Here is a 20,190-nt window from a genome sequence, read left to right on the forward strand (position 1 = left end):
ATCCCCGGCCTGCCTGTACCAAGGTCCCCGAAAGGTTTGGTGAATCGAATCACCTGTAAGCGTTATTGCAGGGCGCGTGCCAGTTTTAGTATTTCGAAACAGAAAAAAGCCTAAGAACCGCGAAAGCCCCGTGAATCGGGGCTTTGATGCTTCTGCTTGGTTGAAACTTTGATCTTGTTGGTGTTTTTTTGATCAGTGAGTCATGCCCAATTGCGGTTCGCCGTGCCTTGTGGCGGTGCACACAAAAAAGATCGCAGCCTTCGGCAGCTCCTACAGGGATATGGGTTCTGTGTAGGCGCTGCCGAAGGCTGCGATCTTTTCGCGGACGATTAGAGGAGGGGCTTAGCCCTCATCCCCCTCATCATCATCCCCACCGTCCACTTTCATCCCCAATTCCTTGATCTTGCGCGTCAGGGTATTACGCCCCCAGCCGAGCAATACCGCCGCATCACGCCGGCGACCGGCCGTGTGCTTCAGTGCAGTCTCGATCATGATCCGCTCGAACGCCGGCACCGCGCTGTCGAGCAGGCTCGACTGACCACGGGCCAACGCCTGATCGGCCCATTGGCGCAGCGCCTGCTCCCAGTTGGTCACTGGTGCCGAATCCTGTGGCAGGCTCAGCAGTTCCGGCGGCAGGTCACTGATGTGCACTTCGCGCCCGGAGGCCATCACGGTGATCCAGCGGCAGGTGTTCTCCAACTGGCGCACGTTGCCGCCCCACGGCAGGTTCTTCAGGTATTCCTCGGTCTCGCTTTTCAGCAGCTTCGGCTCCACCGCCAGTTCTTGCGCGGCGCGGCTGAGGAAGTGCTTGGCCAGGGTCGGGATGTCTTCGCGACGGTCCGACAGGCGCGGAATGTGGATGCGGATCACGTTGAGGCGGTGGAACAAGTCCTCACGGAATTTCCCGGCGTGCACCAGGGTTTCCAGATTCTGGTGAGTCGCGGCGATGATCCGCACATCGACCTTGACCGGCACATGGCCGCCAACGCGATAGAACTCGCCGTCGGCCAGCACCCGCAGCAAACGGGTCTGGGTGTCGGCCGGCATGTCGCCGATTTCGTCGAGGAACAGCGTGCCGCCGTCCGCCTGCTCGAAGCGCCCGCGACGCAGGTTGGCCGCGCCAGTGAACGCACCTTTCTCGTGGCCGAACAGCTCGGATTCCATCAGGTCCTTGGGGATCGCCGCCATGTTCAGCGCGATGAACGGCGAGGCCGCGCGCGGGCTGTGGCGGTGCAGGGCATGGGCCACCAGTTCTTTACCGGTACCGGATTCGCCGTTGATCAGCACGGTGATGTTGGAATGGCTCAAGCGGCCGATGGCGCGAAACACTTCCTGCATCGCTGGCGCTTCGCCGATGATTTCCGGCGTGCGGGTGAGAGCCGGCACCACTTCCAGGCCTTGCTGCTCCTGCGCATGCTGATTGGCGCGTTTGACCAGCGATACCGCTTCGTCGACGTCGAACGGCTTTGGCAGGTATTCGAAAGCACCGCCCTGATAAGACGCGACGGCGCTGTCGAGGTCGGAGTGCGCGGTCATGATGATCACTGGCAGCCGTGGGTGCTGTTCGCGGATACGTGCCAGCAGGTCGAGGCCACTGGCGCCCGGCATGCGGATGTCGGAAATGATCACATCAGGCTGCTGACGGGCCAGACGACTCATCACGCCATCGGCGCTGTCGAAGCTCTGCGTGGTCATGCCTTCCTGCTGCAAGGCTTTTTCCAGAACCCAACGGATAGAACGGTCGTCATCGACGATCCACACGGTTTCACTACGGCTCATGTCGATGTGGCTCCTTGTTCCAGTGGCAGAAAGATCGAGAACGTGGTGTGGCCGGGGTGGCTGTCACACTCGATCAGGCCCTGGTGCTGGCTGATGATGTTCTGGGTGATGGCCAGGCCCAGCCCGGTACCGTCCGGGCGGCCGCTGACCATGGGAAAGAAGATGGTTTCCTGAAGTTCTGCAGGGATCCCCGGGCCGTTGTCGATGATCTCGATTTTGGTCACCAGGCGATGGCGGACGTGGCCAATGGTGAACTGGCGCATGGTCCGGGTGCGCAGGCTGATGCGGCCCAGACGCAGCTCGTTCTGGCTGCTGATCGCCTGCATCGCGTTGCGCACGATGTTCAGTACGGCCTGAATCATTTGTTCGCGGTCGATCAATACGTCGGGAATGCTCGGGTCGTAGTCGCGCACCAAGGTGATGCAACCCTGGCTTTCCGCTTCGACCAGTTGGCAGACGCGTTCGAGCACTTCGTGAACGTTGCACAACGCCAGCGACGGCAGCTTGTTCGAGCCGAGCATGCGGTCGACCAGATTGCGCAGGCGGTCGGCCTCTTCAATGATCACGTTGGTGTAGTCGCGCAGGCTGTCTTCCGGCAGTTCGCGGGCCAGCAATTGCGCGGCGCCACGGATGCCGCCGAGCGGATTCTTGATCTCGTGGGCGAGGCCGCGCACCAGCATTTTGCTGGTTTCCTGCTTGGACAGTTGCGCCTCTTCTTTGGTGATCCGCAGCAGACGGTCACGCGGGTGCACTTCCAGCAGGAGCATGGTCGCGCCGTTGCTGAGGATCGGTGTCACCGCATAGTCCACGGTCAGGGTCTGGCCGGTGAGGGCGGTGAGCATCGCTTCGCGCTTGGTGAACGGGTGCGCCTGTTCGACTGCCTGACGCAGCGAGTTGAGCGCCTCCGTGGACTCGGTGAACAACTCGCTGATGAACTGCCCATGGCTGCGCTGACCGCTGATGGCCAGCAGCATCTCGGCCGCCGGGTTCATATACTCAAGGCGCAGTTCGGCATCGAGCAGAATGGTGGCGGTGGTCAGGTTGTCGAGCAGCAAACGGTGGATTGCGTCGCTAATAGTCATCGGAGCCTCTTTTGGGGGCGGAGCGTGCGCAAGAAGCAGGCGTCGTTAAACGGAAAATGCAAAAACCAAACCAAGGCTCCGAAAAGAAGCGTTCAACCCGTGAAACAGGCGTTTGACGCTCGTTTGAGTGGCAGGGTGCCAGCTCAAACGGGAAGTTTCGAACCAAAATGGGTTGGAATCTGGGTACGGTGCAGCCTATTGCACCAATATAGTGCGTAAAGCTGAATGGCGTTAGAAGAAGCGCAGGAAGGGATTTTTTTCTTCGGCGGGTTTGTCTTTCAGCGGACATTCCGGGCGCACGCCGTAGTCTTCGCTGACGCAGGGTTTGACCTGGCGTTTCTGCGCCAGCGAGATGCGTAGCATGTGGAATGGCTGGTTGGCGGTGCGCTCGACAGTGCGACCCTGTTCATCAAGGATTTCCACCGACAGGTCGTGGCTGCCCCGGTCGATGTTGCTCAACGGGAACACCGGACTCAGGCCAGGCTCGCCGGTGGCCTGGCCGTCCAGTAGGAGGCGATAGCGATGGCCCTGCTGTAAACCGGGTTCGCTGGTGACGCTGACGATCACCTCGCCCGCGCTGCTGCGCAGGGTCGCATCCGGCTCGGGGATCAGGATGCGCAGCATGTCGTAGTGAAACGGTGGTTGTTCCGCGACCTTTTTTGCTGTGCTGATCGGTGCAGCAGATGTGGGGTTGGCCGACATGCGATTGCTGGTTGCGATAGGCACGCGCTTGGCGTTGCCGCGCGGCTGGTCGGTGTAGACGCGATTGCCTTGGGCGTCGACATAGGTGAAGACCTCTGCCGAAACGGGCAGGGCGAACAGACACAGGATCAGCCAGAAAATCCTCATGGCCTGTGCACCCGCTGTACGGTGAACACCACCGCCGGGCTCTGCTGGATGATCGTTTCGCCGTCGATCACCTGCACCGCGAGACGATGCTCGCCGCGATCGACGTTCACCAGTTGCAGGATCGGCACGTTGCTCGGCTGGCCGTAAGGCGCGTCGTCCAGTATCAGCCTTAATTGGTGCGGCGCCTGCAAGCGTGGCTTGATCAGCACATTGACGGTGAAGGTGCCGTTGTTGGCGCGTAGCGCTTCTTCGCTGGGCAGGCCGCTCAGTTCCAGCACTTCATAAGCACTGCGTGCAGTGGGGCGTGTGTCGGTGCTTGAAGGCGCTGGCGCGCTCGGTGCCTGTGGCTCGACGCGGTTGAGTGGTGGCAACTCGACCGGCTGCGCCTGAACACCGTCCGGCGAGTGATCGCTGTAAACCGTGTTGCCATTGGCATCGGTGTACTTGTAGATCTGCGCGGCGGCGGGCAGGGCGATCAGCAGCAGGAGGTAGAGAAAGGTGCGACCCATGAAATCGACCGGGAAAGAAGGCGATGGGGTGCAGCATAGGTCAGGGTGGGCGACAAGCCCAAGCCGTTAACAAATGGAATTGAAAAGCCAAGTCAAAAGATGCAGCCTTCGGCAGCTCCTGCACCGATCCTGTAGGAGCTGCCGAAGGCTGCGATCTCTTGATCTTCAATAAAAAAGGCCTCCCGAAGGAGGCCTTTTTTGTCACGCCGCGTAGCGCGGCGCTACCGGATCAGCAGCTGTAGTACAGCTCATATTCCAGTGGGTGTACGAAGGTGCGGACCTTGATTTCTTCTTCGGATTTCAGCGCGATGTAAGCGTCGATGAAGTCGTCGGAGAACACGCCGCCTTTGGTCAGGAACGCACGGCCCTTGTCCAGCTCTTCCAGGGCTTCTTTGAGGCTGCCGCAAACTTGTGGGATCTCTTTCGCCTCTTCAGGCGGCAGGTCGTACAGGTTTTTGTCAGCGGCATCGCCTGGGTGGATCTTGTTCTGGATACCGTCCAGGCCGGCCATCAGCAGTGCTGCGAAAGCCAGGTACGGGTTGGCAGCCGGATCCGGGAAGCGTGCTTCAATACGACGGCCGCGTGGGCTGTTGACGTAAGGAATACGGATCGAGGCGGAACGGTTGCGCGCCGAGTAGGCCAGCATCACCGGAGCTTCGAAACCTGGCACCAGGCGCTTGTAGGAGTTGGTGGCCGGGTTGGTGAAGCCGTTCAGGGCCTTACCGTGCTTGATGATACCGCCGATGAAGTACAGGGCGGTTTCGGACAGGCCGGCATAGCCTTCGCCAGCGAAGGTGTTCTTGCCGTCTTTGGCGATGGACATGTGGACGTGCATGCCCGAGCCGTTGTCGCCGTACAGTGGCTTCGGCATGAAGGTCGCGGTGCGGCCGTAAGCGTCGGCAACGTTGTGGACAACGTATTTCAGAGTCTGAACTTCGTCAGCTTTCTTCACCAGGGTGTTGAACTTGACACCGATTTCGTTCTGACCGGCAGTCGCCACTTCGTGGTGGTGAACTTCAACGGTCTGGCCCATCTCTTCCAGTGCGTTGCACATGGCAGTACGGATTTCGTGGTCGTGGTCGAACGGCGGAACCGGGAAGTAGCCGCCTTTGATGCCAGGACGGTGGCCTTTGTTGCCGCCTTCGATGTCCTGGTCGGACATCCAGGAGCCTTGTTCGGAGTAGATCTTGAACATCGAGCCGGAGATGTCGGACTTGAACTTCACTTCGTCGAAGATGAAGAACTCTGGTTCTGGACCGGCGAAGACGGTGTCACCGATACCGGTGGTCTTCAGGTATTCCTCGGCACGGTGAGCGATGGCGCGCGGGTCGCGATCGTAACCTTGCATGGTCGACGGTTCGATGATGTCGCAAACCAGGATCAGGGTTGCGTCTTCGGTGAACGGGTCGAGAACGGCAGTATCGTCGTCCGGCAGCAGGATCATGTCGGAGGCTTCGATGCCTTTCCAGCCAGCGATGGAGGAACCGTCGAACATCTTGCCGACCTCGAAGAAGTCGTCTTCCAGCGCATCGCGAGCCGGCATGGTCACGTGGTGCTGAGTGCCTTTGGTGTCCGTGAAGCGCAGATCAATCCACTTGACGTCATGATCTTTGATGAGTTGAACCGACTTCGACATAGTGTCCTCCGGGTGGCTTAGGGCTTGGTAGTGGATGCCCTTAATATGGGTGATGCCGGCGCAGATACTCTGCCAAGGCAACCTGCCTCACAAGGGAGCAAATTGCATGCCAGTGCCCCAGCATGGGTTTTTTGCCCCAATTTCACGCTTTGAGCGCTGCAAAGCGCCATAAAGGTGAAAATCTCGCCCCTTAATGTAGCGCCTCGAATCAGAAATGACCCGTTTTGGTGCAAGTGAAACCTTCTGCATATTAACTGGTTAAACCTTGAGCAATTTCCGCTATAATCCGCGCCCCCCTTTTTCGGCTGGCCCTGCGCGCGCTGTTTTCATGAAACTAATCGTAAAAGTCTTCCCCGAGATCACCATCAAAAGCCGCCCTGTCCGGATGCGTTTCATCCGCCAGTTGGCCAAGAACATCCGCGCCGTGCTCCGCGATCTGGACCCGGCCGTGGTGGTGAACGGTGTGTGGGACAATCTCGAGCTGGAAACCCGCGTTACCGACCCCAAAGCCTTGAAAGAGATGGGTGAGCGCCTGGTCTGCACCCCGGGTGTCGCGCACTTTCTGCAGATCGACGAATACCCGCTGGGCGACTTCGATGACATCACCGAGAAGTGTAAACAGCACTACGGCGATGTACTGGCCGGGAAGATTTTCTCGGTGCGCTGCAAGCGTGCAGGCAAGCATCCGTTCAGCTCGATGGACGTCGAAAAATACGTCGGCAGCAAGCTGCGTCGTGAGTGCGGTGCGGCCGGAATCGACCTCAAAGACCCGGAAATCGAAGTTCGCATCGAAGTTCGCGACCAACGGTTGTTTGTCATCCACAGCCAGCACAACGGCATCGGCGGTTACCCGCTCGGCGCCCTGGAGCAGACGCTGGTGTTGATGTCCGGCGGTTTTGACTCGACGGTTGCCGCGTACCAGATCATGCGTCGCGGCCTGATGGCGCATTTCTGCTTCTTCAATCTGGGCGGGCGTGCCCACGAATTGGGCGTGATGGAAGTCGCGCATTTCATCTGGAAGAAGTACGGCAGCTCGCAACGCGTGCTATTTGTCAGTGTTCCGTTCGAAGAAGTGTTGGGCGAAATTCTCGGCAAAGTCGATAACAGTCATATGGGCGTCGTATTGAAGCGTATGATGTTGCGCGCATCGTCGGCCATCGCCGACCGGCTGCACATCGATGCGCTGGTCACCGGCGAAGCGATCTCCCAGGTATCGAGCCAGACGCTGCCGAACCTGTCGGTGATCGACTGTGTGACCGACAAACTGGTCCTGCGGCCACTGATCGTTGCGCACAAGCAGGACATCATCGACACGGCCAACGAGATCGGCACCGCCGATTTCGCCCGGCACATGCCGGAGTACTGCGGGGTCATCTCGGTCAATCCGAAGACCGCCGCCAAGCGCCACCGTGTTGAGCACGAAGAGAAAGAATTCGACATGGCGGTTCTCGAGCGTGCGCTCGAAAACGCCAAACTGGTGCCAATCGATCGAGTGATCGACGAATTGGGCCAGGACTTGCAGATCGAAGAAGTCGGCGAAGCGCTGGCCGGTCAGATCGTCATCGACATCCGTCACCCGGATGCGGCCGAGGATGACCCGCTGGAACTTGCCGGCATAGAAGTACAGACGATGCCGTTCTATGCAGTGAACGCTCGTTTCAAGGAGCTGGATCCGACTCGCCAGTACCTGCTGTATTGCGACAAAGGCGTGATGAGTCGCCTGCATGCTCACCATTTGCTCAGTGAGGGGCATGCCAATGTGCGCGTTTATCGACCGAGCTAAGTGCCCGGGGCTGTTTGCCTGTGGCCTGCGTCACCGGCCCCCCGACACCGCCGTCAAGCTGTAACGGCCATGCCGGACACTACTGTTAATCGCTGCCAAGACTTGTCAGCAAACCGAATCCTCTGATCGAGATACACAAGTGATCGAAAATCTACGTAACATCGCCATCATTGCCCACGTTGACCATGGTAAGACCACCCTGGTAGACAAACTCCTGCGTCAATCCGGCACCCTGGAGCGCAACGAGCTCAACGACGAGCGCGTGATGGACTCCAACGACCAGGAAAAAGAGCGCGGTATTACCATTCTGGCGAAAAACACCGCCATCAACTGGAACGGCTACCACATCAACATCGTGGACACCCCGGGCCACGCCGACTTCGGCGGCGAAGTAGAACGCGTAATGTCGATGGTTGACTCCGTTCTGCTGCTGGTTGACGCTCAAGACGGCCCTATGCCGCAAACCCGTTTCGTGACCAAGAAGGCGTTCGAAGCCGGCCTGCGTCCAATCGTGGTCATCAACAAGGTTGACCGTCCAGGCGCGCGTCCGGACTGGGTTCTGGACCAGATCTTCGACCTGTTCGACAACCTCGGTGCTACCGAAGAACAACTGGACTTCCAGGTTGTTTACGCTTCGGCCCTGAACGGCATCGCCGGTCTGGATCACACCGCCATGGGCGAAGACATGACTGCGCTGTACCAGGCAGTTGTCGACCACGTTCCGCCTCCGGCCGTTGACCGTGACGGTCCGTTCCAGATGCAGATCTCCGCTCTGGACTACAACAGCTTCCTGGGTGTTATCGGTGTTGGCCGTATCGCTCGTGGTCGCGTCAAGCCGAACACCCCGGTTGTCGCGATCAGCGCCGACGGCAAGCGCCGCAACGGTCGTATCCTGAAGCTGATGGGTCACCACGGTCTGCACCGCATTGACGTTGAAGAAGCAGCAGCCGGCGACATCGTCTGCATCAGCGGCTTCGACGAGCTGTTCATCTCCGACACCCTGTGCGACATCAACACCGTCGAGGCGATGAAGCCGCTGACCGTTGACGAGCCAACCGTTTCCATGACCTTCCAGGTAAACGATTCGCCATTCTGCGGTAAAGAAGGCAAGTTCGTGACCTCCCGTAACATCAAGGATCGTCTGGACAAAGAGCTGCTGTACAACGTTGCACTGCGCGTTGAAGAAGGCGACTCGGCTGACAAGTTCAAGGTTTCCGGCCGTGGTGAGCTGCACCTCTCGGTACTGATCGAAACCATGCGTCGCGAAGGCTTCGAGCTGGCCTTGGGCCGTCCTGAAGTGATCATCCGTGAAGTTGACGGCGTGAAGCAGGAACCGTTCGAAAACGTCACCATCGACATCCCTGAGGAATCGCAGGGCAAGGTCATGGAAGAGATGGGTCTGCGTAAGGGCGACCTGAGCAACATGGTGCCGGATGGCAAGGGCCGTGTTCGTCTGGAATACAACATCCCTGCTCGCGGTCTGATCGGTTTCCGTAACCAGTTCCTGACCCTGACCAACGGTGCTGGCATCCTGACCTCGATCTTCGATCGTTACGCTCCAGTGAAGTCGGGCCACATGTCCGGCCGTCAGAACGGCGTTCTGGTTTCGGTTGAAACCGGCAAGGCACTGACCTACTCGCTGGAAACCCTGCAGGCTCGTGGCAAGCTGTTCGTAGAACACGGCCAGGAGATCTACAACGGTCAGATCGTTGGTCAGAACAGCCGCGACAATGACCTGGGTGTGAACCCTACCAAAGGCAAGAAGCTCGACAACATGCGTGCTTCGGGTAAAGACGAAACCATCGCTCTGGTACCACCTGTTCGCTTCACTCTGGAACAGGCTCTGGAATACATCCAGGAAGACGAGCTGTGCGAAGTCACGCCTAAGTCCATCCGTCTTCGCAAGAAGATCCTGGACGAAAGCGAGCGTACCCGCGCTGCCAAGAAAGCCAAGGCATAAGATTTAGCCAAGGCTGAAAAAACGCCCCCTGTCGCGAGACCGGGGGCGTTTTTGTTTGTCCGGGATTTACGCGTTGTTTGTGCCGGCCCCTTCGCGAGCAGGCTCGCTCCCACAGGGGAACGCATTCCAATGTGGGAGCGAGCCTGCTCGCGAAGGCGGCGGATCAGCCGCCGCAAATTTCAGGAAAGGTCAGAACTTCTCGATCGACCGCGAATTCTGTACCCGCTCGACTTCTTTCGGCTTGTACGCGCAATACCCCGGCCGCGGGCCGATTTTCGGGTGGTTGCGGCAGGTGTCCGGGCGCTTGTCATAAATGGTGCACAGGCGGCTCTTACGATCCAGGTAGTAGCAATCGTTGTTGCTCATGCGCTGCAGGGTGAAGATCCCCGACTTCTGGTTGAAGCGCTCGACCAGCCCTTCCTTTTGCAGGCGCTTGGCGATGTTCTTCGGCGGATCGCCCAACTCGAACTCGTCAACCACGCCGATGCGTACCAGGTCCTTGATCTTGACCTCGACCGGCAGGGTGCAGCAGCTGGAGACACAAGAGCCGCACATCGGGGCCGAATATTTGGCCCACGTATCGAGACGGTCGATCTCGGCGGCGGCAATCAGGTTGGGCTTCATCATCGGGAATTACCAGGCGTGTGCATCAGGGCGCGCGATCATACCGGGACTGGTGGATTTTTGAACAACCTTTCGCCAGATTTTTGCAAATGCCGCGCAAATGTCATTCAGTCCGGCACGGCCCCTGCATTCATTAGCCCACTCGCCAAGGTAATGCCGGGCTATCTCACCGACTTCGGAAAAACTGCCGAACCAGCGCCTCTACCGTCGGTCAGACCGTCTAGGCTCAGACAATTCCCCGCTCGCTCGAGGTCCTATCGATGACTCAAGAACCACTAGTTCGCGAAGCAGAGGTGGCCGCATTCCGCGATGCCGTCCTGACCAAGCTCACCTATGCAGTGGGTAAAGACCCGGATCACGCTTTCGACCATGACTGGTTCGAAGCCATTGCCCTGGCGGCGCGCGACCACATGGTCGAACACTGGATGGACCACACCCGGCAGATCTACCGCAAAGGCCAGAAGCGGGTGTATTACCTCTCGCTGGAATTTCTCATTGGCCGCTTGCTCTACGACAGCCTGAGCAATCTCGGCCTGCTCGACGTCGCCCGTGAGGCGCTGACTGAACTGGGTGTCGATCTGGAACGCATTCGCCTGCTGGAACCCGACGCGGCACTCGGCAACGGTGGCCTCGGACGTCTGGCGGCGTGCTTCATGGAGAGTATGTCGACCCTCGGCATCGCCGGGCACGGCTACGGCATTCGCTACGAACACGGTCTGTTCCGTCAGGCCATCGTCGATGGCTGGCAGCAGGAACAGACCGAGCACTGGCTGGATTTCGGTAACCCGTGGGAATTCGAGCGTCCGGAAGTGGTGTACTCCATCGGTTTCGGCGGCAGCGTCGAAACCGTCACCGATGCCAGTGGCAAGTCCAAGCAGGTCTGGTCGCCAGCGGAAACCGTGCGCGCGATTGCCTATGACACGCCAGTGGTCGGCTGGCGCGGGGCGAGCGTCAACACCCTGCGCCTGTGGCGTGCGCGAGCCATGGAAGATCTGCACCTGGAGCGTTTTAACGCCGGTGACCACCTGGGCGCCGTCGCCGAAGTCGCCCGTGCTGAAAGTATTTCTCGCGTGCTTTACCCGGCAGACAGCACTGAGGCCGGGCAGGAACTGCGCCTGCGCCAGGAATATTTCTTCGTCGCCGCTTCCTTGCAGGATTTGCTGCGTCGTCATCGCAACATGCACACCTCGGTGCTGACCCTGGGCGATCACGCGGCGATCCAGCTCAACGACACCCACCCTTCGATTGCCGTTGCTGAATTGATGCGGCAACTGGTCGACGTCTACGACGTGGCCTGGGATGCGGCGTGGCAAGTCACCGTCGATACCTTGTCGTACACCAACCACACGCTGTTGCCCGAGGCGCTGGAAACCTGGCCGGTCGGCTTGATGGAACGCATGCTGCCGCGGCACATGCAGATCATTTATCTGATCAACGCGCAGCACATCGACTCGCTGCGCGCCAAAGGCATTCACGATTTCGACGTGCTGCGCGCGGTGTCGCTGATCGAAGAGGACAACGGTCGCCGGGTGCGCATGGGTAACCTTGCATTCCTTGGTTCGCACAGCGTCAACGGTGTGTCCGGGCTGCACACGCAGCTGATGCGCAAGACCGTGTTCGCCGAACTGCACAAGCTCTACCCGGAGCGGATCAACAACAAAACCAACGGCATCACCTTCCGCCGCTGGCTGTTCCAGGCCAACTCCGAGTTGACCTCGATGCTGGTCGACTCCCTCGGCCCGGAGGTGCTGGATAATCCCGAAGAGCGCTTGCTCGATCTGGAACCGTTCGCCGAGAAACCCGCCTTCCGCAAAGCCTTCGCCGAACAGCGCCTGCACAGCAAAAAGGCCTTGGCCTACTTGATTCATGAGCGGCTGGGGATCGCGGTCAATCCGGCGGCAATGTTCGACGTGCAGGTCAAACGGATCCACGAATACAAGCGTCAGTTGCTCAACTTGATGCACACCGTGGCGCTGTACCAAGCGATCCGTGCCGAGCCTGAGGTCGACTGGGTCCCGCGGGTGAAGATCTTCGCCGGTAAAGCGGCCGCGAGTTATCACCAGGCCAAACTGATCATCAAACTGACCAACGACATCGCCCGGGTAGTGAACAACGACCCGACCGTGCGGGGTTTGCTGAAGGTGGTGTTTTTGCCCAACTACAACGTCAGCCTGGCAGAAAGCATCATTCCGGCGGCGGACTTGTCCGAGCAGATTTCCACCGCCGGTTTCGAAGCGTCGGGCACCAGCAATATGAAGTTCGGTCTCAACGGCGCACTGACCATCGGCACCCTCGATGGCGCCAACGTGGAAATGTGCGAGCGCATCGGTGCCGAGCACATGTTCATCTTCGGCCTGAGCGCTCAGCAGGTTGAAGCGCGCAAGCAGAACCACGAGTTCAGCGCCGTACCGGATATCGCCGCGTCTCATCGTCTGAACGATGTGTTGCAGGCGATCCGCAGTGGTGTGTTCTCGCCGGACGATACGTCGCGCTATACCGGGCTGATCGATTCGCTGGTGGACTACGACCGCTTCCTGGTCTGCGCCGACTTCGATTCCTACTGGGAAGCGCAAAAACGCGTCGACGCGCACTGGCACGACGCCAACAACTGGTGGCGCTCGGCAGTGCTCAACACGGCGCGGATGGGCTGGTTCTCGTCCGACCGGACGATTCGCGAGTACGCCACGGATATCTGGAAGGCACTGGAGTAATTTTCTGCAACAAATGTGCGTAAGGCCCAACGTTTGTTGGGCCGGATCGATATACTGAGCGCCGGTTACCGGCAGCGCCAGTCACCACCAACCCAATGTGGGAGCGAGCCTGCTCGCGAAGCGGTTGTCACGTTAAACAGAAATGTTGGCTGACAAACCGCTTTCGCGAGCAGGCTCGCTCCCACAGGGTTTGTGCCTAGACTGAGGCAACTGTCGGGATTGCCCCGCCTCGGGGCTGCTTAGGGATATCGACCATGCAATGGATGTTCATGTTGATCGGGTTGCTGCTCGGCTGGCTGCTCGACGAGTCGTTCAGTGCCGCGCTGCTCGGTGCACTGCTCGGGCTGGCGATCGGGCAAACGCTGCGTATCGCCCGGCTTGGCTCGCAGGCCACCGAACAGCAGCGTCAACTGGAACAGGCCAAGGTCGCCCTGCAAGCCGTCGAGCAGCGTCTGTTTCTGCTTGAAGGTGCCAGCGTGCGCACCACACCGCCGAGCGTGGCGCCGATGCCGGACGCCATCGTTGAGCCGATCATCGTCGCCGAACAATCATCCTCTCCCACGCCGGATCTGGTCTGGGAACTGCCACCCGAACTCGAACCGATCTCTGCCGTTGCCAGCGAAACCAGTCAACCGCTGCCAGCCGATGTCTGGCAGCTGGACGCCGTCACCGCCGAGCCTGCACAACCCGCACAACCCGCACAACCCGCACAACCCGCACAACCGGCCGAACCCCGTGGCCCAAACTTGATCGAGCGTGGCATCAGCGCTGCGCGCAACTGGCTGTTCGGTGGCAACACCGTGTTGCGGGTCGGCGTAGTGCTGCTGTTTTTCGGTCTTGCGTTCCTGCTGCGCTACGCCACCGAAGGCATGGTGGTGCCGATCGAATTGCGTTACGCCGGTGTTGCGGCAGCGGCGTTGGCCCTGCTGGCGCTGGGTTGGTGGCTGCGTACGCGAAACAGCAGTTATGCGCTGATCTTGCAGGGCACCGGGATCGCGGTGCTGTATTTGACGGTGTTTGCGGCGATGCGTCTGCATCCGTTGCTTGATCCGTCTGCCGCGCTGGGTTTGCTGGTGGCAGTGACGGTGTTCTCGGCGATTCTCGCCATCACCCAGGATGCGCTGGGGCTGGCGGCGGCTGCAGCATTGGGCGGTTTCGCCGCGCCGATCCTGACCTCGACCGGCGCTGGTAACCACGTCGCGCTGTTCAGCTATTTCGCGCTGCTCAATGCCGGCATTCTCGCCATTGCCTGGTTCAAGGCCTGGCGCCTGCTCAACCTGATCGGTTTTGTCGGTACCTTCGGCATCGGTTTCGCCTGGGGGCTGCGTTCCTACGCACCTGAGTTGCTGTGGAGCACCGAGCCGTTCCTGATCCTGTTCTTCCTGATGTACCTGGGCATCGGCCTGTTGTTCGCCCGGCGCAAGTTGCTCGACATGCCCGATGCGCCGGCAGACGGCGATCGCGAGGCGCTGCTGCACTGGTCGGCGCGCAAGGGCGATTACGTCGACGGCACGATGCTGTTTGGACCGCCGATCGTTGGCTTCGGCTTGCAGTTTGCGCTGGTGCAGCACCTGGAGTTCGCCGCCGCGTTCAGCGCACTCGCACTAGGCGTGATCTACATGGGTCTGGCCCGGGTGTTGATGGGCGGACGCGCTTTGTTGCTGGGCGAAACCTGTCTGGCACTGGGGGTGATTTTCGCCAGCCTGGCGATTCCGCTGGGCCTCGATGCGCGCTGGACTTCGGCGGCGTGGGCAGTGGAGGGCGCGGGGATTTTCTGGCTCGGCTTGCGTCAGCAGCGACCGTTCGCCCGAGCGTTTGCCCTGCTGCTGCAACTGGGGTCGGCGCTGGCCTTTCTCAGTCAGCTGCGGGTTGGCGAAAACAGCCTGCTCGACGGCGCACCGTTGGGCGCATTGATGCTCGGCATCGCACTGCTGTTCAGTTTCTATCAATTGCGCAAAGCCTCGGCGGAACAGGCTTCGCCATGGGAGCGCCAGGGTTTGCCGGTGCTGGCGGCGCTGGGCCTGACGTTCCTGTATTTGCTGGCGCCGTTGTTTTTCTTTGTTCAGCTGACAGCGATCAGTTGGGCCTTGGCCGGATTGGTGACCTTGTTTGTCGGCCTGCGCCTGCAATCGCGCACGTTCCTGTTCACCGCGTTCGCCGTGCAGTTGCTCGGTGGTGCGTTGTTCCTGTTGCGCCTGCAAGGTGCAGGTGAGGATTCGGCGGCCGTGTTCAGCGCCGGGTGGAGCGGATTGCTCAGCGCATCGCTGATCGGTCTGGCGTTGATCGGCGGGATGCTGCTGGCGGCGCGGGACGAGATGGTGCGCGGCGATGTGCGGCTGCTGCGTGGCTTGTCGGTGGTGTTGCTGGCGGGGTTGGTGCTGATCAATCTGGCGGTGTTGTTCGTGTTGCCGTGGCAAACCGCGAGTGCAGTGTGGGCGGCCAGCGGATTGCTGATCATCTGGCTGAGCCTGTACCTCAAGCAGCGGGTGAGTTTTGTTTTCGGTCTGCTGCTGCAGTTGATCGGTGGCGCAGCGTTCTTGTTGGCCGGCCCCGAGTTGCTCGGGCCGCTGTCCAGCGAAGGTCTGCGGCCGTTGGCCCATGGCGGCTTCTGGACGCCGCTGGTATTGGGGCTGGCCGCGCTGGTCGGTGCCTGGCGTCTGCAACTGGGCAATCATGCCTCGGCGTTCGATGCGCTGAGTTTGCAACGCCTGTCTGAAGTGCTGCTGGTGTGGGGCGCCGGTTGGTGGGCGTTGGCGTGGGTCAGCGAAGTGCTGCGTTTTGCACCGTTGAATCTGCAGGCGCCGCTGTTGCTGCTGGTCGCTGCGCTGAGTGTGGCGCTGTGGACGCTGTTGTCACTGCGTCTGAAATGGCCGGCGCTGGGCCTGCTCTGCACCTTGCTGATTCCGGCGGCGGGGCTGGTGCTGCTGGCGGCGTGGCATGCGCGTTATCACCCGGCGGCGAACTTCGGCTGGCTGGCGTGGGTATTGGTGTTCGTCGTGCATTTCTTCAGCCTGCGGCGTCTGGCGCCGATGCTGCCGGCTCGGGCCTTGAGCACTGCGCATGTGCTGGGTTGCTGGATGCAGATCGGCGTACTGGCGCTGGAGCTGCGCTACGGTCTGCTGCTGTTGTCCGAGCAATACAACGCCTGGCGCTGGCTGGGCTGGGCAATCCTGCCGAGCCTTTATCTGTTGCTGGCGGCGGCTCCGCGCAACTGGCCATGGCCGGTGGCGGCATTCCCGCGCGAATATCGTTTGTACGCCGCCGCGCCGCTTGCGGTGCTGATGCTGGCGTGGTTCTGGCTGGCCAACGGCTTCAGCGACGGTAACGCCGAGCCGCTGCCGTACGTACCACTGCTCAACCCGCTGGAATTGGGCCTGTTGTTCGCCTTGTTCGGGGTTTACGTGTGGTCGCGTCATGCGGTGACGCAGTTTGCCCTGCGCAAGGATTACGCCGAGTACGCCACGCAACTGGTCGCCGGGGTTTCGCTGTTCGCCTTTTGCACCGCGCTGGTGACCCGCGCCGCACACCATTGGGCGGGCATTCCGTTCGAGCTGGATCTGCTGCTCGAATCGATGCTGGTGCAGGCCGGGCTGTCCATCGTCTGGACCCTGATGGCGTTGGGTCTGATGATCGGCGGGCATCTGCGTCACCGGCGCGAAGTGTGGCTGATCGGCGCGGCGCTGATTGCGCTGGTGGTGGCCAAACTGATTTTTGTCGAATTGAGCAACCGTGGCGGCCTCGCCCGGATCGTCTCGTTTATCGGGGTCGGCGTGTTGCTGCTGGTGGTGGGCTATTTCGCACCGCTGCCACCGAAACGCGTCGAAGCCGAACCGGTGGCGGACAAACCCGTGCCGGATACCGAAGGAGTTTCATCTTGAGTCGCATGCTGAATCTGGGGTGGTTGGCGCTGGGCGTGGTGATGGTTGCCGGCGCCCAGGAAAAACCGGCGGACTTCGCCACGCAGGTGCCGCTGGCGGTGAGTGGCAACGGCCCGTGGTATCGCCTCGATCTGCCGTTGAGCGCGCAATTGCAGGCACGGCAGACCGATCTCAGCGACCTGCGCGTATTCAACGCCGCCGGCGAACCGCAGGCCTACGCCCTGGCCCGGGAATCGGCGCAGACCCGCGACGACGGGCAGTTGCATGTGGTGAAGTGGTTTCCGTTGTACAACGCTGCCGATGCCAGCGAGCGCGCGCCGAACGTGCGCGTGCAATCGACCACCACCGGCACACTGGTGGAAGTGCAGCCGTCGACTCAACTGGAGGCTGGTGAAGAGGTGTTGCGTGGCTGGCTGCTCGATGCCAGCGCGATCAAGGCGCCGCTGCAGCAGTTGATTCTCGACTGGACCAGCGAGCGCGACGGTTTCCAGCGTTTCAGCATCGAGGCCAGTGACGACTTGCAGCATTGGCAGGCGTGGGGTGAGGGGCAGGTGGCGCGCCTTACGTTTTCCGACGAGCGCATCGAACAGCATGAAGTGACGCTGCCGGGGCAATCCGCGCGCTATCTGCGTCTGCTGTGGGATGCGCCAACCTCGGCGCCAATCCTGACCTCGGCGCAACTGAAAAGCAGCGATCCGCGCAACGTGCCGCTGCCGTTGGTCTGGTCGCAAGCGCTGGCGGGCAACAGCACCAAGTCCGGCGAGTACACCTGGCAGTTGCCGATGGGCCTGAATGTCGAGCGGGTGCAGGTCGAGCTGAAGCAGCCGAACAGTTTGGCGCCGGTGACGCTCGCGGGCCGCCGCGAAAGCAGCCTGCCGTGGCAGACACTGAGCAACGGTTTGCTGTATCGCCTGACCCAGAGCGGTCAGGACGTGGTGCAAAACGAATTGCAGTTGTACGGGCAAACCGTGCAGCAGTTGAAACTGAGCGTAGACGAGCGCGGCGGTGGTCTGGGTGAGCAGACGCCGAGCCTGAAATACGCGGTGCGGGCGACGCAGGTGATTTTCCTTGCGCGTGGTGACGGGCCTTACAGCCTGGCGCTGGGCAATCCGACGGTGAAAGCCGCGAACTTGCCGCTGAGCACGCTGATTCCGGATTTCAAACCGGAAAAACTCGCGGCGCTGGGCAAGGCCTCGGTGCAGGGTGAAGTGGTTGCCGCGCAGGCTGCGCCGGCGACTACGGCGGCAGTGGCCGAGACCAACTGGAAGAAGATCGGCCTGTGGGCGGTGTTGCTGGTGAGTGTGGTGTTCCTCGGGGCGATGGCGGCGAGTCTGCTGCGCAAGCCACCGACCAATTCCTGAGAATGGCTGGCGCTGCGCGCCAATCGCGAGCAGGCTCGCTCCCACAGTGGATCTTCAATGGGCGCCCATTCAGCGGCACCCCGATCCCCTGTGGGAGCGAGCCTGCTCGCGAAAGCGGCGTGTCGACCAATACAGATTCCGAACTGATCAATGACCCCCCCAGCCCCCCGTCCGATTTCCAACTACGCTCAATCCGGTGCCTGAACTCTCTCGACCCGATCACGTCTGATACAAGCAATTGCGCCCCAATGCACGTTACCGGGCGTCATCGCTCGCTACGTTTTCAGACTCCCTGTAAACTGCGCGGGTTTTTAGCCCCCCATTCCACCGGAGCCGTCCATGTCCCGCGTTACCCTGAGTCGCTATTTGATTGAGCAGACCCGCAGCAATAACACTCCTGCCGATCTGCGCTTCCTGATCGAAGTGGTGGCGCGTGCCTGCAAAGAGATCAGCCACGCCGTGTCCAAAGGCGCCCTGGGTGGTGTTCTGGGCAGCATGGGCACTGAAAACGTCCAAGGCGAAGTGCAGAAGAAGCTCGACGTCCTGTCGAACGAGATCCTGCTCGAAGCCAACGAATGGGGCGGTCACCTGGCCGGCATGGCCTCCGAAGAAATGGACAATGCCTACCAGATCCCGGGCAAATACCCGAAAGGCGCCTACCTGCTGGTGTTCGACCCACTGGACGGCTCGTCGAACATCGACATCAACGCTCCGGTCGGCACCATCTTCTCGGTACTGCGTTGCCCGAACGAATACCTGAGCCAGAACGAGCCGCTGAACGAAAAAGCCTTCCTGCAGCCAGGCACCCAGCAGGTTGCTGCCGGTTACGCGATCTACGGCCCGCAGACCATGCTGGTGCTGACTCTGGGCGACGGCGTCAAAGGCTTCACCCTGGACCGCGAAATGGGCAGCTTCGTGCTGACCCACGAAGACATCACCATTCCTGAAACCACCCAGGAATTCGCGATCAACATGTCCAACCAGCGCCACTGGGAAGCCCCGGTACAACGCTACGTCAGCGAACTGCTGGCCGGCGAAGAAGGCCCGCTGAAGAAGAACTACAACATGCGCTGGGTCGCGGCGATGGTGGCGGACGTGCACCGCATCCTGACCCGTGGCGGTCTGTTCATGTACCCGCGCGACAGCCGTGAGCCATCCAAGCCCGGCAAACTGCGTCTGATGTACGAAGCAAACCCGATGTCGTTCCTGGTGGAACAGGCCGGCGGCGCGTCCACCGACGGTCACCAGCGCATCCTCGACATTCAGCCGGAAGGCCTGCACCAGCGCGTAGCGGTGTTCCTCGGCTCGAAAGAAGAAGTCGCCCGCGCCACGGCTTACCACAAGGAATAAGCCATGACCGCGCCCTGGCAGCCGTTGCTCGATTGGTGGTTCGGACATGCCGAATCAGCGGACGAGATTGCGGCTGACAAGGGCAAGTTGTGGTTCGGCAAGAAAGACAACCAGGACCTCGAAGCGCGTGAGCGTTTCGGGGTCTTTGTCGATCAGGCCCTCGCTGGCGAATTGACCGAGTGGACGCAACGTCCCGAAGGTTGGCTGGCCGTGGTACTGCTGCTTGATCAACTGCCGCGCATGATCTTTCGCGATACACCCAAAGCCTTTTCCGGTGATCTGCGCGCGCAGAAACTCGTCGCGCAGGGCATTGCAGCGGACTTCGACCGGCAACTGAAGCCGATTCAGCGCGTATTCATTTATCTGGTGTTCGAACACTGCGAAAACCTCGCGGTGCAGAACGAAGCCGTTTCGCGGTTTATCGATCTGCTGGCTGAACAGCCGGAAGCCGAGCGGGCGGTGTTTGCCGACAATCTGGACTATGCCGAGCGGCATCGGAAAGTGATTGCGCGGTTTGGCAGGTTTCCGCATCGCAATGCGGTGTTGGGGCGGGAGTCGACGGTTGAGGAGTTGGAGTTTCTTTCTGAGCCGGGTTCCAGGTTCTAAATCTTTATTGCGGCTGAATCCCTCTTCGCGAGCAGGCTCGCTCCCACTATGAAATGCATTCC

General features: G+C 60.6%; 13 protein-coding genes. 7 read left to right on the top strand and 6 right to left on the bottom strand.

The annotated features are described in order from the left end of the window. Positions 1 to 342 precede the first annotated feature (342 nt). From ntrC to glnA, 5 genes are all read right to left on the bottom strand, one after another. Entirely contained in the window at positions 343 to 1,779 is a 1,437-nt protein-coding gene (gene ntrC / locus LOY52_RS01715; protein WP_003220781.1) for a nitrogen regulation protein NR(I), read from the bottom strand. Continuing rightward, positions 1,776 to 2,861, bottom strand: coding sequence for a nitrogen regulation protein NR(II) (gene glnL / locus LOY52_RS01720; RefSeq protein ID WP_007961730.1), 1,086 nt, complete (start codon positions 2,859 to 2,861; stop codon positions 1,776 to 1,778). Before glnL ends, ntrC begins: the two co-directional genes overlap by 4 nt. Positions 2,862 to 3,092: 231 nt before the next feature. Next, positions 3,093 to 3,710, bottom strand: a complete 618-nt coding sequence (locus LOY52_RS01725) for a DUF4124 domain-containing protein (protein WP_258677950.1) — start codon at positions 3,708 to 3,710, stop codon at positions 3,093 to 3,095. Next, the gene (locus LOY52_RS01730) at positions 3,707 to 4,219 is read right to left on the bottom strand and encodes a DUF4124 domain-containing protein (RefSeq protein ID WP_258677952.1); all 513 of its coding nucleotides are present in this window, start codon (positions 4,217 to 4,219) and stop codon (positions 3,707 to 3,709) included. Before LOY52_RS01730 ends, LOY52_RS01725 begins: the two co-directional genes overlap by 4 nt. 229 nt (positions 4,220 to 4,448) lie before the next feature. Further along, positions 4,449 to 5,855, bottom strand: coding sequence for a glutamate--ammonia ligase (gene glnA / locus LOY52_RS01735; protein ID WP_003220788.1), 1,407 nt, complete (start codon positions 5,853 to 5,855; stop codon positions 4,449 to 4,451). Positions 5,856 to 6,183: 328 nt separating this feature from the next. Between glnA and thiI the strand changes: the two genes are divergently transcribed. Both thiI and typA read left to right on the top strand, forming a co-directional pair. After that, the gene (thiI, locus tag LOY52_RS01740; protein WP_047600876.1) at positions 6,184 to 7,638 is read left to right on the top strand and encodes a tRNA uracil 4-sulfurtransferase ThiI; all 1,455 of its coding nucleotides are present in this window, start codon (positions 6,184 to 6,186) and stop codon (positions 7,636 to 7,638) included. A gap of 139 nt (positions 7,639 to 7,777) precedes the next feature. Next, positions 7,778 to 9,598 carry a translational GTPase TypA gene (gene typA, locus LOY52_RS01745; RefSeq protein WP_007961739.1) on the top strand — a complete coding sequence of 607 codons (1,821 nt, stop codon included), beginning with the start codon at positions 7,778 to 7,780 and terminating at the stop codon, positions 9,596 to 9,598. A 189-nt stretch (positions 9,599 to 9,787) separates the two neighbouring features. Here the strand turns inward: typA and LOY52_RS01750 are convergent, their stop codons facing one another. Continuing rightward, positions 9,788 to 10,225, bottom strand: coding sequence for a YkgJ family cysteine cluster protein (locus tag LOY52_RS01750; protein ID WP_007961740.1), 438 nt, complete (start codon positions 10,223 to 10,225; stop codon positions 9,788 to 9,790). A 257-nt stretch (positions 10,226 to 10,482) separates the two neighbouring features. On the opposite strand from LOY52_RS01750, the gene LOY52_RS01755 reads away from it, so the two are divergent. The 5 genes from LOY52_RS01755 to LOY52_RS01775 all read left to right on the top strand — a co-directional run bounded on the left by LOY52_RS01755 (position 10,483) and on the right by LOY52_RS01775 (position 20,128). After that, the gene (locus tag LOY52_RS01755) at positions 10,483 to 12,933 is read left to right on the top strand and encodes a glycogen/starch/alpha-glucan phosphorylase (protein WP_258677954.1); all 2,451 of its coding nucleotides are present in this window, start codon (positions 10,483 to 10,485) and stop codon (positions 12,931 to 12,933) included. Between the two features lie 254 nt (positions 12,934 to 13,187). After that, on the top strand, positions 13,188 to 16,811 hold the full coding sequence (locus LOY52_RS01760) for a DUF2339 domain-containing protein (protein WP_258677955.1): 3,624 nt from the start codon (positions 13,188 to 13,190) through the stop codon (positions 16,809 to 16,811). After that, positions 16,808 to 18,172: a DUF3999 domain-containing protein gene (locus tag LOY52_RS01765; protein WP_258677956.1), complete on the top strand. Its 1,365-nt coding sequence runs from the start codon at positions 16,808 to 16,810 to the stop codon at positions 18,170 to 18,172. The genes LOY52_RS01760 and LOY52_RS01765 overlap by 4 nt, the downstream gene beginning before the upstream one ends. 339 nt (positions 18,173 to 18,511) lie before the next feature. Then, positions 18,512 to 19,522, top strand: coding sequence for a class 1 fructose-bisphosphatase (locus LOY52_RS01770; RefSeq protein WP_007961744.1), 1,011 nt, complete (start codon positions 18,512 to 18,514; stop codon positions 19,520 to 19,522). 3 nt (positions 19,523 to 19,525) lie between these two features. Then, the gene (locus LOY52_RS01775; RefSeq protein ID WP_258677957.1) at positions 19,526 to 20,128 is read left to right on the top strand and encodes a DUF924 family protein; all 603 of its coding nucleotides are present in this window, start codon (positions 19,526 to 19,528) and stop codon (positions 20,126 to 20,128) included. Positions 20,129 to 20,190: the final 62 nt, after the last annotated feature.

Origin of the sequence: Pseudomonas sp. B21-051 (genome assembly GCF_024748795.1) — a bacterium.
Classification (GTDB): Bacteria; Pseudomonadota; Gammaproteobacteria; order Pseudomonadales; family Pseudomonadaceae; genus Aquipseudomonas; species Aquipseudomonas putida_A.

What these genes read in the sequence shown, in the direction of transcription:
- ntrC (WP_003220781.1), bottom strand. Translation starts at nt 1,779, where the DNA reads ATGAGCCGTAGTGAAACCGTGTGGATCGTCGATGACGACCGTTCTATC.
- glnL (WP_007961730.1), bottom strand. Translation starts at nt 2,861, where the DNA reads ATGACTATTAGCGACGCAATCCACCGTTTGCTGCTCGACAACCTGACC.
- LOY52_RS01725 (WP_258677950.1), bottom strand. Translation starts at nt 3,710, where the DNA reads ATGAGGATTTTCTGGCTGATCCTGTGTCTGTTCGCCCTGCCCGTTTCG.
- LOY52_RS01730 (WP_258677952.1), bottom strand. Translation starts at nt 4,219, where the DNA reads ATGGGTCGCACCTTTCTCTACCTCCTGCTGCTGATCGCCCTGCCCGCC.
- glnA (WP_003220788.1), bottom strand. Translation starts at nt 5,855, where the DNA reads ATGTCGAAGTCGGTTCAACTCATCAAAGATCATGACGTCAAGTGGATT.
- thiI (WP_047600876.1), top strand. Translation starts at nt 6,184, where the DNA reads ATGAAACTAATCGTAAAAGTCTTCCCCGAGATCACCATCAAAAGCCGC.
- LOY52_RS01750 (WP_007961740.1), bottom strand. Translation starts at nt 10,225, where the DNA reads ATGATGAAGCCCAACCTGATTGCCGCCGCCGAGATCGACCGTCTCGAT.
- LOY52_RS01755 (WP_258677954.1), top strand. Translation starts at nt 10,483, where the DNA reads ATGACTCAAGAACCACTAGTTCGCGAAGCAGAGGTGGCCGCATTCCGC.
- LOY52_RS01760 (WP_258677955.1), top strand. Translation starts at nt 13,188, where the DNA reads ATGCAATGGATGTTCATGTTGATCGGGTTGCTGCTCGGCTGGCTGCTC.
- LOY52_RS01770 (WP_007961744.1), top strand. Translation starts at nt 18,512, where the DNA reads ATGTCCCGCGTTACCCTGAGTCGCTATTTGATTGAGCAGACCCGCAGC.
- LOY52_RS01775 (WP_258677957.1), top strand. Translation starts at nt 19,526, where the DNA reads ATGACCGCGCCCTGGCAGCCGTTGCTCGATTGGTGGTTCGGACATGCC.